This is a genomic window from Micromonospora sp. NPDC004551 (assembly GCF_040609975.1).
Classification (GTDB): Bacteria; Actinomycetota; Actinomycetes; order Mycobacteriales; family Micromonosporaceae; genus Micromonospora.
The window spans coordinates 134055-152041 of record NZ_JBEXLM010000010.1; the positions used below are offsets into that span (position 1 = coordinate 134055).

The window sequence follows — 17987 nt, forward strand, 5'->3', positions numbered from 1 at the left end:
ACCGGCAGAGGACCGGAAAGGTCACGGGGAGATAACTGTGGGGTCGATGACCGCCGAAGATCACTAGCCTCGATGGCTGACCAGGCGACCTCGTCTGGAGTTGGGTGGAGGATGGATGAACCTTCGGAGGAGACCGGTCTCGCCCGTTGCGGCGGTCGGTGCACTGGCCATCATCACGAGCCTCACCACGGGCGCCCTGCCGTCGGCGGCGCAGGCCGCTCCGGCGTCGGTGACTGCGGACGCCCCGATCACGCACGAGGAGAACCCACGGGTTCCCGAGGGCGCGGCGTGGACGGAGACGTACTTCCCGTCCTCGGACGGCAGTGGCGTCGAGCTGCACGCCGACGTGCTGCGTCCGGCACACCTGTCGCCGGAGACTAAGACGCCGGTGATCCTGTCGGTGGGGCCGTACATCTCGCACGCGGGGGAGACCTCTCCCGCCGGGTGGGACCGGGTCGGACCGTCGGCGCGCTTCCAGGACCTGATCGACGGCGCACGGCTCATGGAGCGTGGATACACCTTCGTGATGGTCGACCTGCGCGGCTTCGGGGGCAGCACGGGCTGCCTGGACTTCCTCGGCCCGGGGGAGCAGGCCGACATCACGGCGGCCGTCGAGTGGGCGGCGAGCCAGCCGTGGTCGACCGGCAGGGTGGGCATGTACGGCAAGTCGTACGACGCCAACACCGGGCTCGCGGCCAACGTCCTCAAGCTCCCGCCCCTGCGGGCGATCGTCGCCCAGGAACCGACGTGGAACAGGTACAACTACCTGTTCAGCAACGGAGTGCCGCGCTCCAACGCGACCAGCAGCCCGCGGAGCTACTACTCGATCGCGACGATGCGGCCGCTGGCCGATGACAGCGACCACTACAAGGCGAACGCGGAGTACGAGAAGAACCACCCCGAGTGCGAGAGCGACAACCGCACCAACACCCAGGACCCCGACCCGAAGTCGGCGTTCTGGCGTGCCCGTGACTTCGCTTCCCGTGCCGCCGGCTCCCAGACGCCGCTGTTCGTCACATCGGGCTTCATCGAGGACAACACCAAGCCCGAGGAGATGCAGAAGTACCTGGCCAATCACCAGGGTCCGGAGCGCGGCTGGCTCGGCCAGTGGGAGCACGTGCGCGGCAACGAGACCAACGGTCAGGGCAAGCTCAAGATGGGCCGGGCGGGCTGGTTCGACGAGGTGATGCGGTTCTACGACCAGCACCTGCGCGGCATCGAACCGACGGTGGCCGACCCGGCGTTCTCCGTCGAGGACAGCCTCGGGAACTGGCGCGCCCAGCCGACCTGGCCGGTGACCAACGACGCGTACAAGGCGAAGCTGTCGCCCGGCCGGTACGTCGACAACGGCGCCCAGACGCAGCGGACCGCGCTGTCGACGGCGGCGCCGGAGGTCCCGGGCTCGGACATCGAGTACGCGCCGGAAACCGGGTCGTTGACGGCCGACCAGGCGGCTCCGGTCGACGCCGACACGCCCGGCAGCAGCTACTGGACCTTCTCCACGTCCGCGTCCGAGCAGGTGCGGATCACGGGCACGCCGGAGGTCACGCTGAAGACCCGGGGAGAGGGCAACGTCTGGGTGCGGCTGTGGGACGTCGCTCCCGACGGCAGGGCGACGATGTTCAACGAGAACGTCGCGGTGCTGGACCACAGCGGATCGACCTCGTTCGCCCTGAAGGCGACGGACTGGACCTTCACGCCGGGACACCGGCTCGGGGTTCAGATCGGCACCATCGCCTCACGGGGCTGGCGTCCCGTTCCCTCGGGTCAGACGATCACGGTCACCGACGCGCGGCTCGCCGTGGAGGTGCAGGACCCGCGGTTCGACACGCCCACCCAGGGTGACCGGTCGCCGTACCTGGACCAGTACGTGGCGGCGAACACGATCACCCTCGACGACGTCGGCGCCCCCACCTTCCCGCTGAGCGTTTCGAAGCACGGCTGACCACCCACCGGCTGCCCGGCACCCGCACGGCGGGTGCCGGGCAGCCGGCTGTGTCCGGTGCGGCGCCTGACTTGACGAACCAGATGTTATCGCTCACAGTCGATGACTGAGGGGCGACGAGCCGGTGGCTTACCGGGTAGGCCTGGCTCGTCAGGAACCTCGGATCGGGCATTGGCCAGGGCATGCCTCCATCCTGTTAGCGCTAACACTGATGGAGGTACGGCCATGCGTCGCGGTCCGCCCGTCCCGGTGGACCGTTCCACTCTTGGTCATTGAAGGAGGATCATGCCTGCCTCTGACAGTTCCCCAGCTCTCGCGCCGCCGCCGCGACGGCCCAGGTGGCTGCCGCGGCTCGTCGCCGCCGCCGTGGCGGCGGTGGTGGTCGGTGGTGCCGCCGCGGTGGCCGTGTCGACACCCGCCAACGCGGCGACGGTCGACACGAGCGCCTGGTACGTGTTGCTCAACCGCAACAGCGGCAAGGCCCTGGACGTGTACAACCTCGCCACGAACGACGGCGCGCGGATCGTGCAGTGGGCCCGGAACAACGGCAACCAGCAGCAGTGGCAGTTCGTGGACTCGGGCGGCGGCTACTACCGGCTGCGGTCACGGCTGTCCGGCAAGGTGCTGGACGTCTACAACTGGTCGACCGCCAACGGCGCCAACGTGGTGCAGTGGACCGACGGCAACCAGGCCAACCAACAGTTCCGGCTGGCCGACTCCGACAGCGGGTACGTCCGCTTGATCAACCGGAATAGCAACAAGGTGGTGGAGGTGCAGGGCGCCTCGACCGCCGACGGCGGAAGCATCGTGCAGTACGACGACTGGAACGGCCCCAACCAGCAGTGGCAGCTCGTCCGGGTCGACGGCGGGAGCAACCCCACCACGCCGCCGCCCAACGGCTCGTGCACCCTCCCGTCGACGTACCGCTGGTCGTCGACGGGCGCCCTGGCGAACCCGAGGTCCGGGTGGGTCTCGCTCAAGGACTTCACCAACGTGGTGCACAACGGCCGGCACCTCGTCTACGCCACGACGCACGACACCGGAACGTCGTGGGGTTCGATGAACTTCAGCCCGTTCACGAACTGGTCCGACATGGCCTCGGCCGGCCAGAACGCGATGCCGTTCGCCGCTGTCGCGCCGACACTGTTCTACTTCGCCCCGAAGAACATCTGGGTGCTCGCCTACCAGTGGGGCGGTACCGCGTTCTCCTACCGGACGTCGAGCGACCCCACCAATGTGAACGGGTGGTCGTCGCCGCAGACGCTCTTCGCCGGAAGCATCTCGGGTTCCGGCACGGGACCCATCGACCAGACGCTCATCGGTGACAGCACCACCATGTACCTGTTCTTCGCCGGGGACAACGGCAAGATCTACCGGGCCAGCATGCCCATCGGGAACTTCCCGGGCAGCTTCGGTACGTCATCGACAGTGATCATGAGCGACTCGACCAACAACCTCTTCGAAGGGGTCCAGGTCTACAAGGTCCAGGGCCAGAACCAGTACCTCATGCTGGTCGAGGCGATCGGCTCGCAGGGCCGCTACTTCCGCTCGTTCACGGCCAGCAGCCTGGGCGGCTCCTGGACGCCGCAGGCCGCTAGCGAGAGCAGCCCCTTCGCGGGCAAGGCCAACAGCGGCGCCACCTGGACCAACGACATCAGTCACGGGGATCTGGTGCGCAACAACCCCGACCAGACCATGACCATCGATCCCTGCAACCTTCAGCTGCTCTACCAGGGGCGTGCCCCGAACTCCGGCGGCGACTACGGCCTCCTGCCGTACCGGCCGGGCGTCCTGACGCTGCAGCGTTAGTGGCGTGACACAGGGTGAGGTTGGGCGGGCTCGGTGCACGGCCGGGCCCGCCCGGCGCCGGCTACCGGGACGCCTGCTTCGGCGGGCGGGATCGGGCCTGGGCGTACACTGGCGCTGGCCTCGTGCCGGGCTGCCCTGGACGCTCGGCCAGGCCGGGTGCAGGGCTGGGGATGGTGCGTCCGGCCGCTCCGGCGTCGACCGCCGGAGCGCGGCCGGGGCTTGGCGGGGAGGGTGAGGGCCGTGCGGGGTCCCGCGATGACGGACGTGGCCCGCCTTGCGGGGGTTTCCCATCAGACCGTGTCGCGGGTGCTCAACGGGCATCCCAACGTCCGTGAGCAGACGCGCCTGCGGGTGCAGGCCGCGATCACCGAGCTGGGCTACCGGCCGAACCGGGCCGCTCGTGCCCTGGTGACCGGCCGATCGCAGGTCATCGGGGTGGTCGCGCAGAACACCACCCTGTACGGCCCGGCGTCGTTGCTGGCCGCGCTGGAGCAGACCGCCGCCGAGGAGGGTTTCGCGGTCACCGTGGGCAGCGTGCGGGACCTGGACCGGGTTTCCATCTCCGCGGCGGTGGAGCGGCACCTGGCGCACCGGGTGGCGGGAATCGTGGTGATCGCTCCGGTCGAGTCGGCCGGTGAGGCGCTGGAGCACCTGCCGAAGGACGTCCCGCTGGTGACGGTCGACGGCGATCCCCGCCGCCCCGTCCCGTTGGTGACGGTGGACCAGGAGGCGGGCGCGCGGGAGGCCACGCGGCACCTGCTGGAGGCGGGGCACCGCACGGTGTGGCACGTGTCCGGCCCGGCCGACTGGTTCGACAGCGCCGGGCGCATCGAGGGCTGGCGGGAGGCGTTGCGTGCGGCCGGGGCCGAGGTGCCACCCCTGGTGCCGGGGGACTGGTCGGCGGCGTCGGGCTACCGGTGCGGGCAGATGCTGGCGCGGATGCCCGAGGTGACCGCGATCTTCACGGCCAACGACCATCTGGCGCTGGGCGTGCTGCGGGCGCTGCACGAGTACGGCCGACGGGTGCCCGACGAGATCAGCGTGGTGGGATTCGACGACGTGCCGGAGGCGGCGTACTTCATCCCGCCGTTGACCACGGTCCGGCCGGACTTCGCCGCCGTGGCGCAGGCCAGCCTCGACCTGCTGCTCGCGCAGATCGAGTCGGGTGCGGTCGGCGAGTTGCGGCAGACCGTCGCGCCGACCCTCATCTCCCGGCAGAGCGTGGCCGCCCCGCCCCGGTGACCTCGCGCGGCCGGGGGCGGCCGCAGGTCGCGCCGGACCGGCGGGGCGGTGCACTCCCAGGTGATGGCGGGGGTGCCGGCCTTTCGGCGTTCAGCCACTCGGGACCGGTTGGCTGGCGTCAGATGTGATCGTTCACAGGCGACGGATGACCCCGGCGTGCTGTGCTTCCGGCGCCATCACCTCCGTGTTACCGGACTGTTGCCGTCGCATCTTGACCGCCGCCGATGTGAGCGCTAACAATGTGACCCACGGCACGCGGAGGTGGACATGGTGGGTGTGGACGGAGCGGGGGACCGCTACGTCGTCGGGATCGACTTCGGGACACTGTCGGGCCGGGCGTTGGTGGTCCGGGTCGGTGACGGGGCGGAACTCGGCACCGCGGTCCACGCGTACCGGCACGGGGTGATCGAGTCCAGCCTCCCGGGCGGGGTGCCACTCCCGCCCGACTGGGCCCTTCAGGACCCCGAGGACTATCGCGACGTGCTGCGCCACGCGGTGCCGGCCGCCGTGGCCGCCGCCGGGGTCGACCCGGCCCGGGTGATCGGTGTCGCCACCGACTTCACCGCCTGCACCGTCCTGCCCACCCTGGTGGACGGCACCCCACTCTGCGAGGTGCCGGAGCTGCGAAACCGGCCGCACGCCTGGGTGAAGCTGTGGAAGCACCACGCCGGGCAACCGCACGCCGACCGGATCAACGCCCTCGCGCGCGAACGCCGCGAGACCTGGCTCCACCGGTACGGCGGCAAGATCTCCGCCGAGTGGCAGTTCGCCAAGGGCCTGCAACTCCTCGACGAGGACCCGGAGACCTACCGCCACGCCGCGCGGTTCGTCGAGGCGGCCGACTGGATCGTCTGGCAGCTGTGCGGAGCGGAGACGCGCAACATCTGCACCGCCGGCTACAAGGGGATCCGCCAGGACGGCCGATACCCGTCCCGGGACTTCCTGGCCGCGCTCGACCCGGGGTTCGCCGACTTCGTCGACAAGCTGGACGGCCCGTTGCTGCCCATGGGCGCCCGGGCCGGTGGCCTGACCGCCCAGGCCGCGGCCTGGACCGGGCTGCCCGAGGGCATCGCCGTCGCGGCCGGCAACGTCGACGCCCACGTCACCGCCGCCTCCGCGCAGGCCCTGGTGCCCGGCCACCTGGTCGCCATCATGGGCACCTCCACCTGCCACGTGGTCAACGGCGCCGAGCTGGCGGAGGTGCCCGGCATGTGCGGCGTCGTCGAGGGTGGACTGAGCCCCGGAGCCTGGGGGTACGAGGCCGGTCAGAGCGGCGTCGGCGACATCTTCGGCTGGTTCGTCGAGCACGCCGCGCCGGCCGGCGCGGACTCGCACCAGCGCCTCTCCGAGCTGGCCGCGGCGCAGCCGGTCGGCGCCCACGGGCTGATCGCGCTGGACTGGTGGAACGGCAACCGCTCGTTGCTGGTCAACCACGACCTGAGCGGCCTCGTCGTGGGGCTGACACTGGCCACCCGGCCGGCGGACGTCTACCGCGCGCTGCTGGAGGCGACGGCCTACGGCACCCGCATGATCATCGAAGCGTTCGTCGCGGCGGGGGTGCCGGTCCGGGAGCTGGTGATGGCGGGCGGCCTGACCGCCAACCGGCTGCTCATGCAGATCTACAGCGACGTCACCAACCGGCCGTTGAGCCTCATCGGGTCTGCGCAGGGACCGGCGTTGGGCTCGGCGATCCACGCAGCGGTCGCCGCCGGCGCCTACCCGGACGTCTACGCGGCCTCGGCCGCGATGGGCCGGGTCGACCGCGACACCTACCGGCCGGACCCCGACCGGGCGCGGGCCTACGACGCGCTCTACGCCGAGTACCGGTCCCTGCACGACCACTTCGGACGCGGCGGCAGCGACGTCATGTCCCGCCTGCGCGCGATCCGCAACGCCGCCGTCGAGTCGACGGCGGCACCGGTCCCCCCGATGGAGGTGGTCGCATGAGCGCCGAGCTCGATCAGCAGCTCCGGCGGCTGCGGGAGAGCGTCGCCCGGTTGCACGGCGAACTCACCCGCCACCGGCTGGTCGCCTGGACGGCGGGCAACGTCTCCGCCCGCGTGCCCGGCCACAACCTGATGGTGATCAAGCCGAGCGGCGTCGACTACGACGACCTCGCCCCGGAGAACATGGTCGTGTGCGACCTCGACGGCGTCGTGGTCGAGGGTGACCTCACGCCGTCGAGCGACACCGCCGCCCACGCCTACGTCTACCGCGCCCTGCCCGAGGTGGGCGGCGTGGTGCACACCCACAGCGCGTACGCGACGGCCTGGGCGGCCCGCGGTGAGCCGATCCCCTGCCACCTCACGGCCCAGGCCGACGAGTTCGGCGGTGAGATCCCGATCGGCCCGTTCGCCCTGATCGGCGGCGACGACATCGGCAAGGGGATCGTGGCGACCCTCGCCGGGCACCGCTCGCCGGCGGTGCTCATGCGCAACCACGGCGTCTTCACCATCGGCCGCGACGCCCGCGCCGCGGTGAAGGCCGCGGTGATGTGTGAGGACATCGCCCGCACCGCGCACCTGGCCCGGGCGCTCGGCGCGCCGCTGCCGATGGCGGCGGCCGACGTCGACGCCCTGCACCACCGCTACCAGACCGTCTACGGACAGCGACCCCCCTCACCGGCGAGCCCCTGACGGCCGCCCCGATCGCGCGGCCGTTCCCCGGACCGGTCGCGTCGCACCACCCACCACCAGCGCAGGCCGTGCGTCCACGGGGGCGCGCGGCCTCTCAGAACGCTTACCCCGAGGAGATTTGCGGTGAAGAGAATGAGGACACACCCGCGGTCCCGCAAGGTCATCGCGGTGCTCACCGCCGCGCTGCTCGCCACCGGCGCGGCGGCCTGCGGCAACAGCGACACGGGCGGCAACGGCGGCGGCGACGACAAGATCACACTCGGCTTCTCCCAGGTCGGCGCGGAAAGCGGCTGGCGTACGGCGAACACCACCTCGATCAAGGAGGCCGCGACGGAGGCCGGGATCGACCTGAAGTTCGACGACGCCCAGCAGAAGCAGGAGAACCAGATCAAGGCCATCCGCAACTTCATCCAGCAGAAGGTCGACGTGATCGCCTTCTCGCCGGTGGTGGAGTCCGGATGGGACACCGTCCTCAAGGAGGCCAAGGACGCCAAGATCCCGGTCATCCTCACCGACCGGTCGGTCGACTCGGCCGACAAGTCCCTCTACAAGACCTTCCTCGGATCGGACTTCGTGAAGGAGGGCCGGCTCGCGGGGGAGTGGCTGGTGCAGAAGGAGCAGGCGGCCGCCGGCCCGGTCAACATCGTCGAGCTGCAGGGCACGACCGGTTCGGCGCCGGCGAACGACCGGAAGAAGGGCTTCGCCGAGGCGATCGCGGCCAACCCGAACCTCAAGATCATCGCTTCGCAGTCCGGTGACTTCACCCGTGCGGGCGGGAAGCAGGTGATGGAGCAGTTCCTGAAGGCCAACCCGAAGATCGACGTGCTGTTCGCGCACAACGACGACATGGGCCTGGGCGCGCTGGAGGCGATCACCGCAGCCGGGAAGATGCCTGGCAAGGACATCACCATCATCACGGTCGACGCGGTCAAGGACGGCATGCAGGCCCTCGCCGACGGCAAATTCAACTTCATCGCCGAGTGCAGCCCGCTGCTCGGTCCCCAGCTCATGGACCTGGTCAAGAAGGTGCACGACGGCGAGGAGGTCCCCGCCCGGATCGAGACCCAGGAGACCACCTTCACCCAGGAGCAGGCGAAGGAAGCACTCCCGAACCGCAAGTACTGACTCCGACCGCGGAGGCCGGGCCCCGGCGTCCCGGAAGCGGCGGCCGGGCCCCAAGGCCCGGCCGCCGCGCCGACACCGCGCACGGCCGCACCGACCAGAAAGGCCCGGTGGCATGACAGGTAGCGATCCAGTGCTGACGATGACCGGGATCAGCAAGTCCTTCCCCGGGGTACGCGCGCTCGACACCGTGGACTTCCGCCTCTTCCCCGGCGAGGTGCACGCCCTGATGGGCGAGAACGGCGCCGGCAAGTCCACCCTGATCAAGGTCTTGACCGGCGTCTACGGCGCCGACCACGGCACGGTCACGCTCGGCGGCGAGCAGGTGTCGTTCGCCGGCCCGATGCAGGCCACCGCCGCCGGGGTGAGCACCGTCTACCAGGAGGTCAACCTCTGCACCAACCTCTCCGTGGCGGAGAACATCTTCATCGGCCGGGAGCCACGCCGGCTCGGCGCCGTCCGGTGGGGTGAGATGCGCCGCCGGGCCCGCGGCCTGCTCGCCCGGCTCGACCTGGACATCGACGTAAACGCACAACTCGGCGGCTACTCGCTGGCCGTGCAGCAGATGGTGGCGATCGCCCGCGCCATCGACATCGAGGCCCGGGTGCTGGTCCTGGACGAGCCCACCTCCAGCCTCGACGCGGGCGAGGTCGCGCAGCTGTTCCGGGTCATGCGGCAGCTACGCGACGACGGCATCGCGATCCTGTTCGTCACCCACTTCCTCGACCAGGTCTACGGCATCGCCGACCGGATCACGGTGCTGCGCAACGGCCAGCTCGTCGGCGAGTACGCGACGAGCGAGCTGCCCCAGCTCAGCCTGGTGGAGAAGATGATCGGCAAGGAACTGCGCGTGCTGGAGCGGCTCGACGAGCAGTCCCGGCAGGACGCCGACCCCTCGGGGGCGAGCACGCCGCTGCTGGACGTGCGCGAGCTGGGCCGCCGGTCCGCGGTCGCTCCCTTCAGCCTCGCCATCCGGGAGGGGGAGGTGGTCGGCCTCGCCGGCCTGCTCGGCTCGGGCCGTACCGAGGTGGCGCGGCTGCTGTTCGGCGCCGACCGCGCCGACCACGGCAGCGTCCGGGTGCACGGCACGCCCACGTCGCTGCGTACGCCGGTGGCCGCCATCGGCCACGGCATCGGCTTCTGCTCGGAGAACCGGCGGGCCGAGGGGATCGTCGCCGACCTTTCGGTGCGGGAGAACATCATCCTCGCCCTGCAGGCCGCCCGGGGCTGGCTGCGGCCCGTGCCCCGCCGGCGGCAGGACGAGTTGGTCGACCGCTACGTGCGGTCCCTCAGCATCCGGCCGGCGGACCCCGACATCCCGGTGGGCAACCTCTCCGGCGGCAACCAGCAGAAGGTGCTGCTCGCGCGCTGGCTCATCACGGAGCCGCGCCTGCTGATCCTCGACGAGCCGACCCGGGGCATCGACATCGGCGCGAAGACCGAGATCCAGCGGCTGGTCGCCCAGCTCGCCGACGGCGGCATGGCGGTGCTGTTCGTCTCCGCCGAGCTGGAGGAGGTGCTCCGCCTCAGCCACACCATCGCCGTGATGCGCGACCGCGAGATGGTCGCGCAATTCGCCAACGACCAGACCGTCGACGCCGACCGGATCATGCAGAGCATCGCCGCCGGCGCGGGGCACGAGGGGGTGCCGTCATGAGCAACCGAAGCGCCGGCTATCGGGCGCTGGCGGCGCACCGGCTCTTCTGGCCGGTCGTCGTCCTCGTCGTCCTGCTGGTCGCCAACACCGTCTACCGTCCCGGCTTCCTGTCCGTGCAGATGCGCGACGGGCACCTGTACGGCAGCCTCATCGACATCCTGCGCCTGAGCGCACCGCTGATCCTGGTCGCGCTCGGCATGACGCTGGTGATCGCCACCGGCGGCATCGACCTGTCGGTCGGCTCGCTCTGCGCGATCAGCGGCGCCATCGCCTGTCTCCACATCAGCCGGCAGCCCGACCAGAACAGCGTCGGCGGCGTGCTGACCGCGCTGGCCCTGGGGCTGGGGGTGGCCCTGGTGCTCGGCGCCTGGAACGGCGTGCTGGTCGCCGTCATCGGCATCCAGCCGATCATCGCCACGCTGATCCTCATGGTCGCCGGGCGGGGCCTCGCCCAGCTCATCACCGAGGGGCAGATCCTGACCATCAACTCCGGCCCGTACAAGGCCATCGGCGTCGGTCACCTGCTGACCCTGCCGCTGGCCATCTTCCTCGCCCTGGCCGTGGCCCTGCTGGTCGCCGCGGTGACCCGGCGGACCGCCCTCGGCCTGATCATCGAGTCGGTCGGGGGCAACGCCCGGGCCAGCCGCCTGGCGGGCATCCGGTCCGCGCGGATCACGTTCCTCGTCTACGTGATCAGCGCGGCCTGCGCCGCGGTCGCCGGCTTCATGATGACCGCCAACGTGTCCAGCGCCGACGGCAACGCGGCCGGCCTCTGGGTCGAGCTCGACGCCATCCTCGCCGTGGTCATCGGCGGCACCTCGCTCGCCGGCGGCCGGTTCTCCCTGAGCGGCACCATCCTCGGCGCGCTGCTCATCCAGACCCTCACCACCACGGTGTACGCCATGAACATCTCGCCCCAGACCTCGCTGCTGTTCAAGGCGGTCGTGGTCATCGCGGTCTGCCTCATCCAGGCGCCGGGCTTCCGGGCCCGCTTCGCCCGACGCCGGGCCCCGGCGGCCGCCCCCACCCCCCTGGCCGAGCAGCCGAAGGAGCAGGTGCCGGCATGACGACCCTGTCCCTCATGGCCACCCGCACCTGGTCGCGGCTGCCGCGCCGACACGTCCCGGTCCTGGCCACCCTCGCGCTGCTGCTCGTCCTGTACGGCGTCGGCGTCTCCCAGTACCGCGCGTTCTCGAACATCCAGGTGATCTTCAACGTCTTCATCGACAACGGCTTCCTGCTGGTCGTCGCGGTCGGGATGACGTTCGTGATCCTCACCGGCGGCATCGACCTCTCCGTCGGCTCGGTCGTCGCGATGACCGCGATGGTGTCGGCGTTCCTGTTGCGGGAGGGGCTGCCCGCCGCGCTGGTGCTACTCATCGCGTTGCTCATCGGGCCGACGCTCGGGTTCCTGATGGGCTGCGTGATCCACTTCTTCGACATCCAGCCGTTCATCGTCACCCTCGCCGGGATGTTCTTCGCCCGCGGAATGTGCACGTTCATCAGCGGCTCGTCGATCCCGATCACCGACGGGTTCTGGACCAGGATGTCACAGCAACGCATCGGCGACCCCGGCGGCAACTTCGTCTCGATCAGCGTGCTCATCGCCTTCGCGGTGGTCGCCGTCGCCGCGTACACGCTGGCCTACACCCGGCTGGGCCGCAACGTGTACGCCATCGGCGGCAACCCGCAGTCGGCGCTGCTGATGGGGCTTCCGGTGGGGCGGACCCGGATCGCCGTCTACACCGTCAGCGGTCTCTGCGCGGCGATCGGCGGCATCCTGCTCTCCTTCTACACCCTCTCCGGCGCGCCGCTGATCGCCGTCGGCATGGAGCTGGACGTCATCGCCGCCGTGGTGATCGGCGGGACCGTGCTCACCGGCGGCTCCGGCTACGTCTTCGGCACCGTGCTCGGCGTGCTGGTCCTCGGCGTCATCCAGACACTGATCACCTTCGACGGCAGCCTCAACTCCTGGTGGACCAAGATCGTGATCGGCGGCCTGCTCTTCGCGTTCATCCTGCTCCAACGTCTGATCGGAATCCGCTACAAGTGACCGACCATCTCGCGGAAGGCAACCCCATGGCATCGCACGCTGGGCCTGAGATCTGGTTCCTGACCGGCAGTCAGGCCATGTACGGCGAGGACACCCTTCGCCAGGTGGCCGACCAGTCGCGGCAGATCGCGGCGGCGCTCGACGACTCGCCGCACATCCCGGCGCGCGTCGTCTGGAAGCCGGTCCTGACCACCAGCGGAGACATCCTGCGGGTCTGCCGCGACGCCGCCGCGCAGGGAGCCGTCGGCGTGATCGCGTGGATGCACACCTTCTCGCCGGCGAAGATGTGGATCGCCGGCCTGGACGCGCTGCGGACGCCGCTGCTGCACCTGCACACCCAGGCCAACGTCCGGCTGCCCTGGGACGAGATCGACATGGACTTCATGAACCTCAACCAGGCCGCGCACGGCGACCGGGAGTTCGGGTTCATCCAGACGCGCCTCGGGGTGGCCCGCAAGACCGTCGCCGGGCACGTCACCGACCCGCGCGTGGTGGCGCGGGTGGGCGCCTGGGCGCGGGCGGCGATCGGCTGGTCGGCGATGCGGTCCCTGCGGCTGGCCCGCTTCGGCGACAACATGCGCGACGTGGCGGTGACCGAGGGCGACAAGGTGGAGGCGGAGCTGCGCTTCGGGGTCTCGGTGAACACCTACGGGGTGAACGACCTCGTCCAGGTGGTCGGCGAGGTCACCGACGCCCAGGTGGACGAGCTAATCAAGGAGTACGACGACAGCTACCGCATGGTGCCCGGGCTGCGGCCCGGCGGCGACCGGCACGACTCGCTGCGCTACGCCGCCCGGTTGGAGCTCGGCCTGCGCGCCTTCCTCGAAGCAGGTGGCTTCCGCGCCTTCACCACCAACTTCGAGGACCTGGGCGGCCTGCGCCAGCTGCCCGGCATCGCGGTGCAGCGACTGATGGCCGACGGCTACGGCTTCGGCGGGGAGGGCGACTGGAAGACCTCCGTCCTGGTGCACACGCTCAAGGCGATGGCGGTCGGCGTCGACGGCGGCACCTCCTTCATGGAGGACTACACCTACGACCTCGCCCCGGGCCGGGAACTGGTCCTGGGCGCGCACATGCTGGAGGTGTGCCCGAGCATCGCCGCGGACGTGCCCTCGGTGGAGATCCATCCGCTGAGCATCGGCGGCCGGGAGGACCCGGTCCGGCTCGTCTTCGACGCCCGGCCCGGTCCCGCGGTCGTGCTCGGCCTGGCCGACATGGGCGAGCGGTTCCGCCTCGTCGCCAACGAGGTCGACGTCGTGGCGCCGCCGCAACCGCTGCGCCGGCTGCCGGTCGCCCGGGCCGTCTGGCGCCCCCGCCCGCACCTGGCCGGCTCCGCCGAGGCGTGGATCACCGCCGGCGCACCGCACCACACCGTGCTCTCGCAGGCCGTGGGAGTGGAGGAGCTGCACGACCTGGCCGAGATGAGCCGCACCGAGCTGCTCGTCATCGACGCCGGCACGGACCCGCGCCGCTTCGCCGAGGAGATCCGCTGGAACCAGGCGTACTACCGGCTCGCGCGGGGGTTCTGAGGCGGGCGGTCAGGTGGCCAGGGCGGCAGCCAGCCGCAGGGTCGCTGCCCGTAGCCGGTCCGCCCCGATGTCGTCGAGGACGGCGCGCACATGCTCGGCGGCAAGCGTCGCGAGCAGGGCGTGCGCGTCCGCGGCCGGATCCGGACGGCCGGCGAGGAGCAGGGTCACGTGCCGGTGCCAGAACCGGTACGCCCCGATCCGGTAGCGGGCGCCGGGCGCGGCGGTCTCCGAGATCCGGACCAGGTCGAGGTGGCCGAGCAGATAGTCCAGGTACGCCTCGACGAAGGCGTGCAGGCGGTCCCGTGCCGGGGGCGACGCCCCGGCCGGACCGGGCCCGAGCGGCGCGGGACCGAACAGGATCGCCTCCTGCAGCGTGCGTTCCTGGGTGTCGAGGAGGGCGGTGGCGAGCCCCGCCTTGTCCCCGAAGCGCCGGAACAGGGTGCCCTTGCCCACTCCCGCCGCGGCGGCCACCGCCTCCATGGAGACGCCCTCGACGCCGTGCTCGCGGAAGAGGGCCGCGGCGGCGTCCAGCACGGCGGCGCGGTTGCGGGCGGCGTCCGCCCGCTCGCGCGGGGGTGTCGTACGCAACTCGACGAGTTCGGCCGGGGGAGTGGCGTAAGCGGACTGCGGTCCGCTATCGTTCCGAGGCATAAACGGACTGTAGTCCACTTCTCTGGAGGTTGTCATGACTGCCCGCATCACCCGCGAGGAACTGCGCACCGCCGTCGACGCCGGGACCGTGACGGTCGTCGACGCTCTCGGCGGCGACTACTACGCCCGGCAGCACCTGCCCGGCGCCATCCCGCTGGTCGAGGCCGACGTGGACGAGCGCGCCGGTGAGCTGCTGCCGGACCGCAACGCGCCCATCGTCACCTACTGCTCCAACCCGGCCTGCCCGAACAGCGGCCGGGTGGCCGACCGCCTCACCGCGCTCGGCTACACGGACGTCCGCAAGTACGCCGAGGGCATCGAGGACTGGGTGGGCGCCGGCCTGCCCACCGAGTCCGGCGCGCTCACCCGTTGAGCCGGCGCGGGGAGGTCGTGCCCGCGACCTCCCCGCGCGATCCGCCCGCGCCGCCGGATCCTCCTCCGGTGGCTAGGGCGTCTCGCCCCGCACGGACCGGTCGGCGGCGCGGCGCAGGCGGTCGTGCCGGGGGAGGTCCTCGGGGGCCGGCATCCGTTGCAGGTCCTCCGTCTCCTGGATCAGGTAGTGCGGCCGGCGTTTGGTCTCGTAGTAGATCCGGCCGATGTACTCCCCGATGACGCCGAGGATCATCATCTGGATCCCGCCGAGGCCGATCACGCTGACGATGATGGTGGTGTAGCCGGGGACGTCGATGCCCTTCTCGACGGCGTCGGCCACCACCCAGATCATGTAGCCCAGCGCGATCAGCGTGAGGAACAGGCCGCCGTAGATGGCCAGTCGCAGCGGCCGGTTGTTGAACGACAGGAGACCGTCGAACGCGTAGTTGAAGAGCTTGCCGAACGTCCACCGGCTCCGGCCGGCCTGGCGTGTCTCGTTGCGGTGCGCGACCACGACGGTCCGGAACCCGATCCAGGAGAACAGCCCCTTGGAGAACCGGTTGTATTCCGGCATGGCCAGCACGGCGTCCACCGCGAGGCGGGACAGCAGCCGGAAGTCACCCGCCCCGTCCAGCAGCCGTACGTCGATCCACCAGTTGACCACCCGGTAGAAGGACCGTGAGGCCAGCATCCGCAGGAACCGGTCACCATGCCGGTCCCGGCGGGCGATCACCTGGTCGAACCCCTGGCGATACAGCGCCACCATGTCGGGCAGCAACCGCGGCGGGTGCTGGAGGTCGGCGTCCATGATGACCACGGCGTCCCCGGTGGCACGCTCCAGGCCGGCCAGCATCGCCGCCTCCTTGCCGAAGTTCCGGCTCAGCGACGTGTACCGCACCGACGGGTCGCGGGCGGCCAGCCGGCGCAGCGCCACGAGGGTGCCGTCCGCGCTCCCGTCGTCGACGTAGACCACCTCGACGTCGACGTCGGACAACTCGGCCAGCGCGGCGGTCACCGCCCGGTGCAGCCCCTCCACCGACGCTTCCTCGTTGAAGCAGGGCACCACCACCGACAGCCGCACGTCGTCACCCCGCCCGGTCAGAGGTGGTAGACCAGCACGCCATCGCGCTCCTCCCGGGTGATGCCCAGCCCGTCGACCGGCCGGGCCGCGATGCCCTCCCACGGCGTACCGGCCGCCCGGTCGGGCAGGGCCACCACCGACCGGATCCCGATCCCGCGCAGGTAGGCCACGCTGGCCGGATCGGGGAAGGAGGTCGCCGCCACCCGGGTCTGCGCAAGGCTGACCGGCTCGAAGCCGGCCAGCCCGTTGGCCACCCGGGGGAACCCGTCGGTCGTCCACAGCATGTAGTGCAGATCGTTCGTGCCGCCGATCGGCAGCAGCAGGACAGGTTCCTCCGCCACCCGCATCGCGGCCGGCGGCCGCGGCACCACCGGGTGCGGCGTGCGGTTGACCCCCTCCACCGCGACCAGGGCCAGCGGCACCAGGAGGGCCGCCGGTGCCAGGACCCGGGTCCACCTGCCGGTGGGCGCTCGTCGCGCCGGCTCGGCGAACGTCGTCACCAGCCCGGCCGCCAGCACCGCCAGCAGCAGGCTGGTCCAGTGCATCATCCGGCCCGGTGTCCGCAGCGCGTCCCAGCCGGGCAGGTGCCGGGACAGCGTGAGGTAGCCGGGGTCGCCGTCGCCACCCAGCGTGGCGCCGAGGCCCAGCAGCACCGTCACGAGGACGCCGAGCCCCAGCGCGACCCGTTGCCGGACCGGGTAGACCGAGACGAACAGGCCCGCCATGGCCATCCCGATCAGGGCCATCCCGGGCAGCAACGCCATCTCGGGGGGCCAGGACAACTGTTCCCGGGCCGCCGCGTGCGGCTCACCCCACAACCAGGAGTCCGCCGGAGCGGTGACGAAGCCGATCAGCGGCGGCGAGAACATCTCCGTCCAGTCCAGGGATCGCACGGCCTGCGGATTGAGGTCCACGACCCGCAGGTAGACCAGCCCCAGCAGCAGCGTGACCGCGCCGAACACGAGCCCGCCGGCCAGATCCGCCAGCAGCAACCGGCGGCCGAACGGGAGCCGCTCCCGTCGCCGCCACCACGACCAGCCGTAGCTGCCGGCGGCCACCAGCACCACGGCGAGCAGGAAGTAGACCAGTGGCAGCCCGATGCCGAAGCCCAGGCTGACCTGCCAGGCGGCGACGATCCACCCGCCCAGTGCCCACCCCGGCCGGCGCCGCTCCGGGCGGTACCCGTGCCGCAACGACCAGCCGTGACCGCGCGCCAGCATCGCCAGGGACAGCGCGATCCCCCCGCTGGACAGGATGTTCAGGTGACCCGCGTGCGCCAGCCGCCACGGCGCGTACGCCCACGCGACCCCGGCGACCGCGCCGCCCCAACGGCCCGCGCCGAGCTGCCGGACCAGCGCGTACGCCCCGACGAACGCCAACGCGTGCACCAGCACGTACAGGACGTTGTAGCGGACCAGGGCGGCCTCGAAGCCCGAGCCGAGCGCACCCAGCGGGGCGTACCCGAGGAGCGTGTCGCTGTAGGCGAACGTGTACCTCTCGGGATAGAACGTGTTCGAGTGCCAGAGGTCGAACGGGTGGCTCAGCAGGGCGTGGCCTGACCAGGCCACCTGCCACGCCTGCAACGTCGGATCGCCGAGGTCGCCCGGAACCGTGCTCGCCGGATGCCGCATGGTGGGCCAGGTCAGCACCACGGCGAGCAGCAGCGCACCGACCGCCGCGGCGGTCCATTCGTGGCGCAACCAACGCCACCGGGCCAGGTGGTCACGGTGGGGCGCGGCGGGGGCCGGGGGGTGGCCGTCGCGCGCGGCGGCCGGCGGGCCGTCGGCGGCTCGGGTGGACATGAATATGCATGATCCTCGATGTTGGGCGCGTTGTCGACGGGTGGTCCGAGATGTGGACCCGGGACGCCGGCCATAGGCGTTGGCTATG

The 17987-nt window shown here is 71.3% G+C and carries 14 protein-coding genes; 11 read left to right on the forward strand and 3 right to left on the reverse strand.

The window, feature by feature from the left end; genetic code table 11:
• The first annotated feature begins 115 nt into the window (after window positions 1-115).
• The 10 genes from ABZW14_RS14725 (at window position 116) to araA (ending at window position 13993) form a co-directional block, all read left to right on the forward strand.
• Window positions 116-1945 carry a CocE/NonD family hydrolase gene (locus tag ABZW14_RS14725; RefSeq protein WP_355345443.1) on the forward strand — a complete coding sequence of 610 codons (1830 nt, stop codon included), beginning with the start codon at window positions 116-118 and terminating at the stop codon, window positions 1943-1945.
• Between the two features lie 285 nt (window positions 1946-2230).
• A complete protein-coding gene (locus tag ABZW14_RS14730; protein ID WP_355345446.1) occupies window positions 2231-3754 on the forward strand; it encodes a non-reducing end alpha-L-arabinofuranosidase family hydrolase in 1524 nt (507 codons plus the stop codon).
• A 255-nt stretch (window positions 3755-4009) separates the two neighbouring features.
• Window positions 4010-4996 (forward strand): LacI family DNA-binding transcriptional regulator, encoded by a 987-nt coding sequence (locus tag ABZW14_RS14735; RefSeq protein ID WP_355345732.1) that lies wholly within the window; start codon window positions 4010-4012, stop codon window positions 4994-4996.
• A 267-nt stretch (window positions 4997-5263) separates the two neighbouring features.
• Window positions 5264-6943, forward strand: a complete 1680-nt coding sequence (araB, locus tag ABZW14_RS14740) for a ribulokinase (protein ID WP_355345449.1) — start codon at window positions 5264-5266, stop codon at window positions 6941-6943.
• Complete coding sequence (locus tag ABZW14_RS14745) at window positions 6940-7632, forward strand: L-ribulose-5-phosphate 4-epimerase (RefSeq protein WP_355345452.1); 693 nt, start codon at window positions 6940-6942, stop codon at window positions 7630-7632. Before araB ends, ABZW14_RS14745 begins: the two co-directional genes overlap by 4 nt.
• Before the next feature lie 132 nt (window positions 7633-7764).
• Window positions 7765-8757 carry an ABC transporter substrate-binding protein gene (locus ABZW14_RS14750; protein WP_355345455.1) on the forward strand — a complete coding sequence of 331 codons (993 nt, stop codon included), beginning with the start codon at window positions 7765-7767 and terminating at the stop codon, window positions 8755-8757.
• A 112-nt stretch (window positions 8758-8869) separates the two neighbouring features.
• Window positions 8870-10411: a sugar ABC transporter ATP-binding protein gene (locus ABZW14_RS14755; protein ID WP_355345457.1), complete on the forward strand. Its 1542-nt coding sequence runs from the start codon at window positions 8870-8872 to the stop codon at window positions 10409-10411.
• Complete coding sequence (locus tag ABZW14_RS14760) at window positions 10408-11478, forward strand: ABC transporter permease (protein ID WP_355345460.1); 1071 nt, start codon at window positions 10408-10410, stop codon at window positions 11476-11478. Before ABZW14_RS14755 ends, ABZW14_RS14760 begins: the two co-directional genes overlap by 4 nt.
• A complete protein-coding gene (yjfF, locus tag ABZW14_RS14765) occupies window positions 11475-12464 on the forward strand; it encodes a galactofuranose ABC transporter, permease protein YjfF (RefSeq protein WP_355345463.1) in 990 nt (329 codons plus the stop codon). The genes ABZW14_RS14760 and yjfF overlap by 4 nt, the downstream gene beginning before the upstream one ends.
• A 26-nt stretch (window positions 12465-12490) precedes the next feature.
• A complete protein-coding gene (gene araA, locus ABZW14_RS14770; protein ID WP_355345466.1) occupies window positions 12491-13993 on the forward strand; it encodes an L-arabinose isomerase in 1503 nt (500 codons plus the stop codon).
• Between the two features lie 9 nt (window positions 13994-14002).
• Here the strand turns inward: araA and ABZW14_RS14775 are convergent, their stop codons facing one another.
• The gene (locus ABZW14_RS14775) at window positions 14003-14644 is read right to left on the reverse strand and encodes a TetR family transcriptional regulator (protein ID WP_355345469.1); all 642 of its coding nucleotides are present in this window, start codon (window positions 14642-14644) and stop codon (window positions 14003-14005) included.
• A gap of 34 nt (window positions 14645-14678) precedes the next feature.
• On the opposite strand from ABZW14_RS14775, the gene ABZW14_RS14780 reads away from it, so the two are divergent.
• Complete coding sequence (locus ABZW14_RS14780) at window positions 14679-15017, forward strand: rhodanese-like domain-containing protein (RefSeq protein WP_355345472.1); 339 nt, start codon at window positions 14679-14681, stop codon at window positions 15015-15017.
• A 72-nt stretch (window positions 15018-15089) separates the two neighbouring features.
• Here ABZW14_RS14780 and ABZW14_RS14785 read toward each other — a convergent pair whose 3' ends face one another.
• Both ABZW14_RS14785 and ABZW14_RS14790 read right to left on the reverse strand, forming a co-directional pair.
• Window positions 15090-16097 (reverse strand): glycosyltransferase family 2 protein, encoded by a 1008-nt coding sequence (locus tag ABZW14_RS14785; protein WP_355345475.1) that lies wholly within the window; start codon window positions 16095-16097, stop codon window positions 15090-15092.
• Window positions 16098-16114: 17 nt separating this feature from the next.
• Window positions 16115-17899, reverse strand: coding sequence for a hypothetical protein (locus tag ABZW14_RS14790; RefSeq protein WP_355345478.1), 1785 nt, complete (start codon window positions 17897-17899; stop codon window positions 16115-16117).
• Window positions 17900-17987 lie beyond the last annotated feature (88 nt).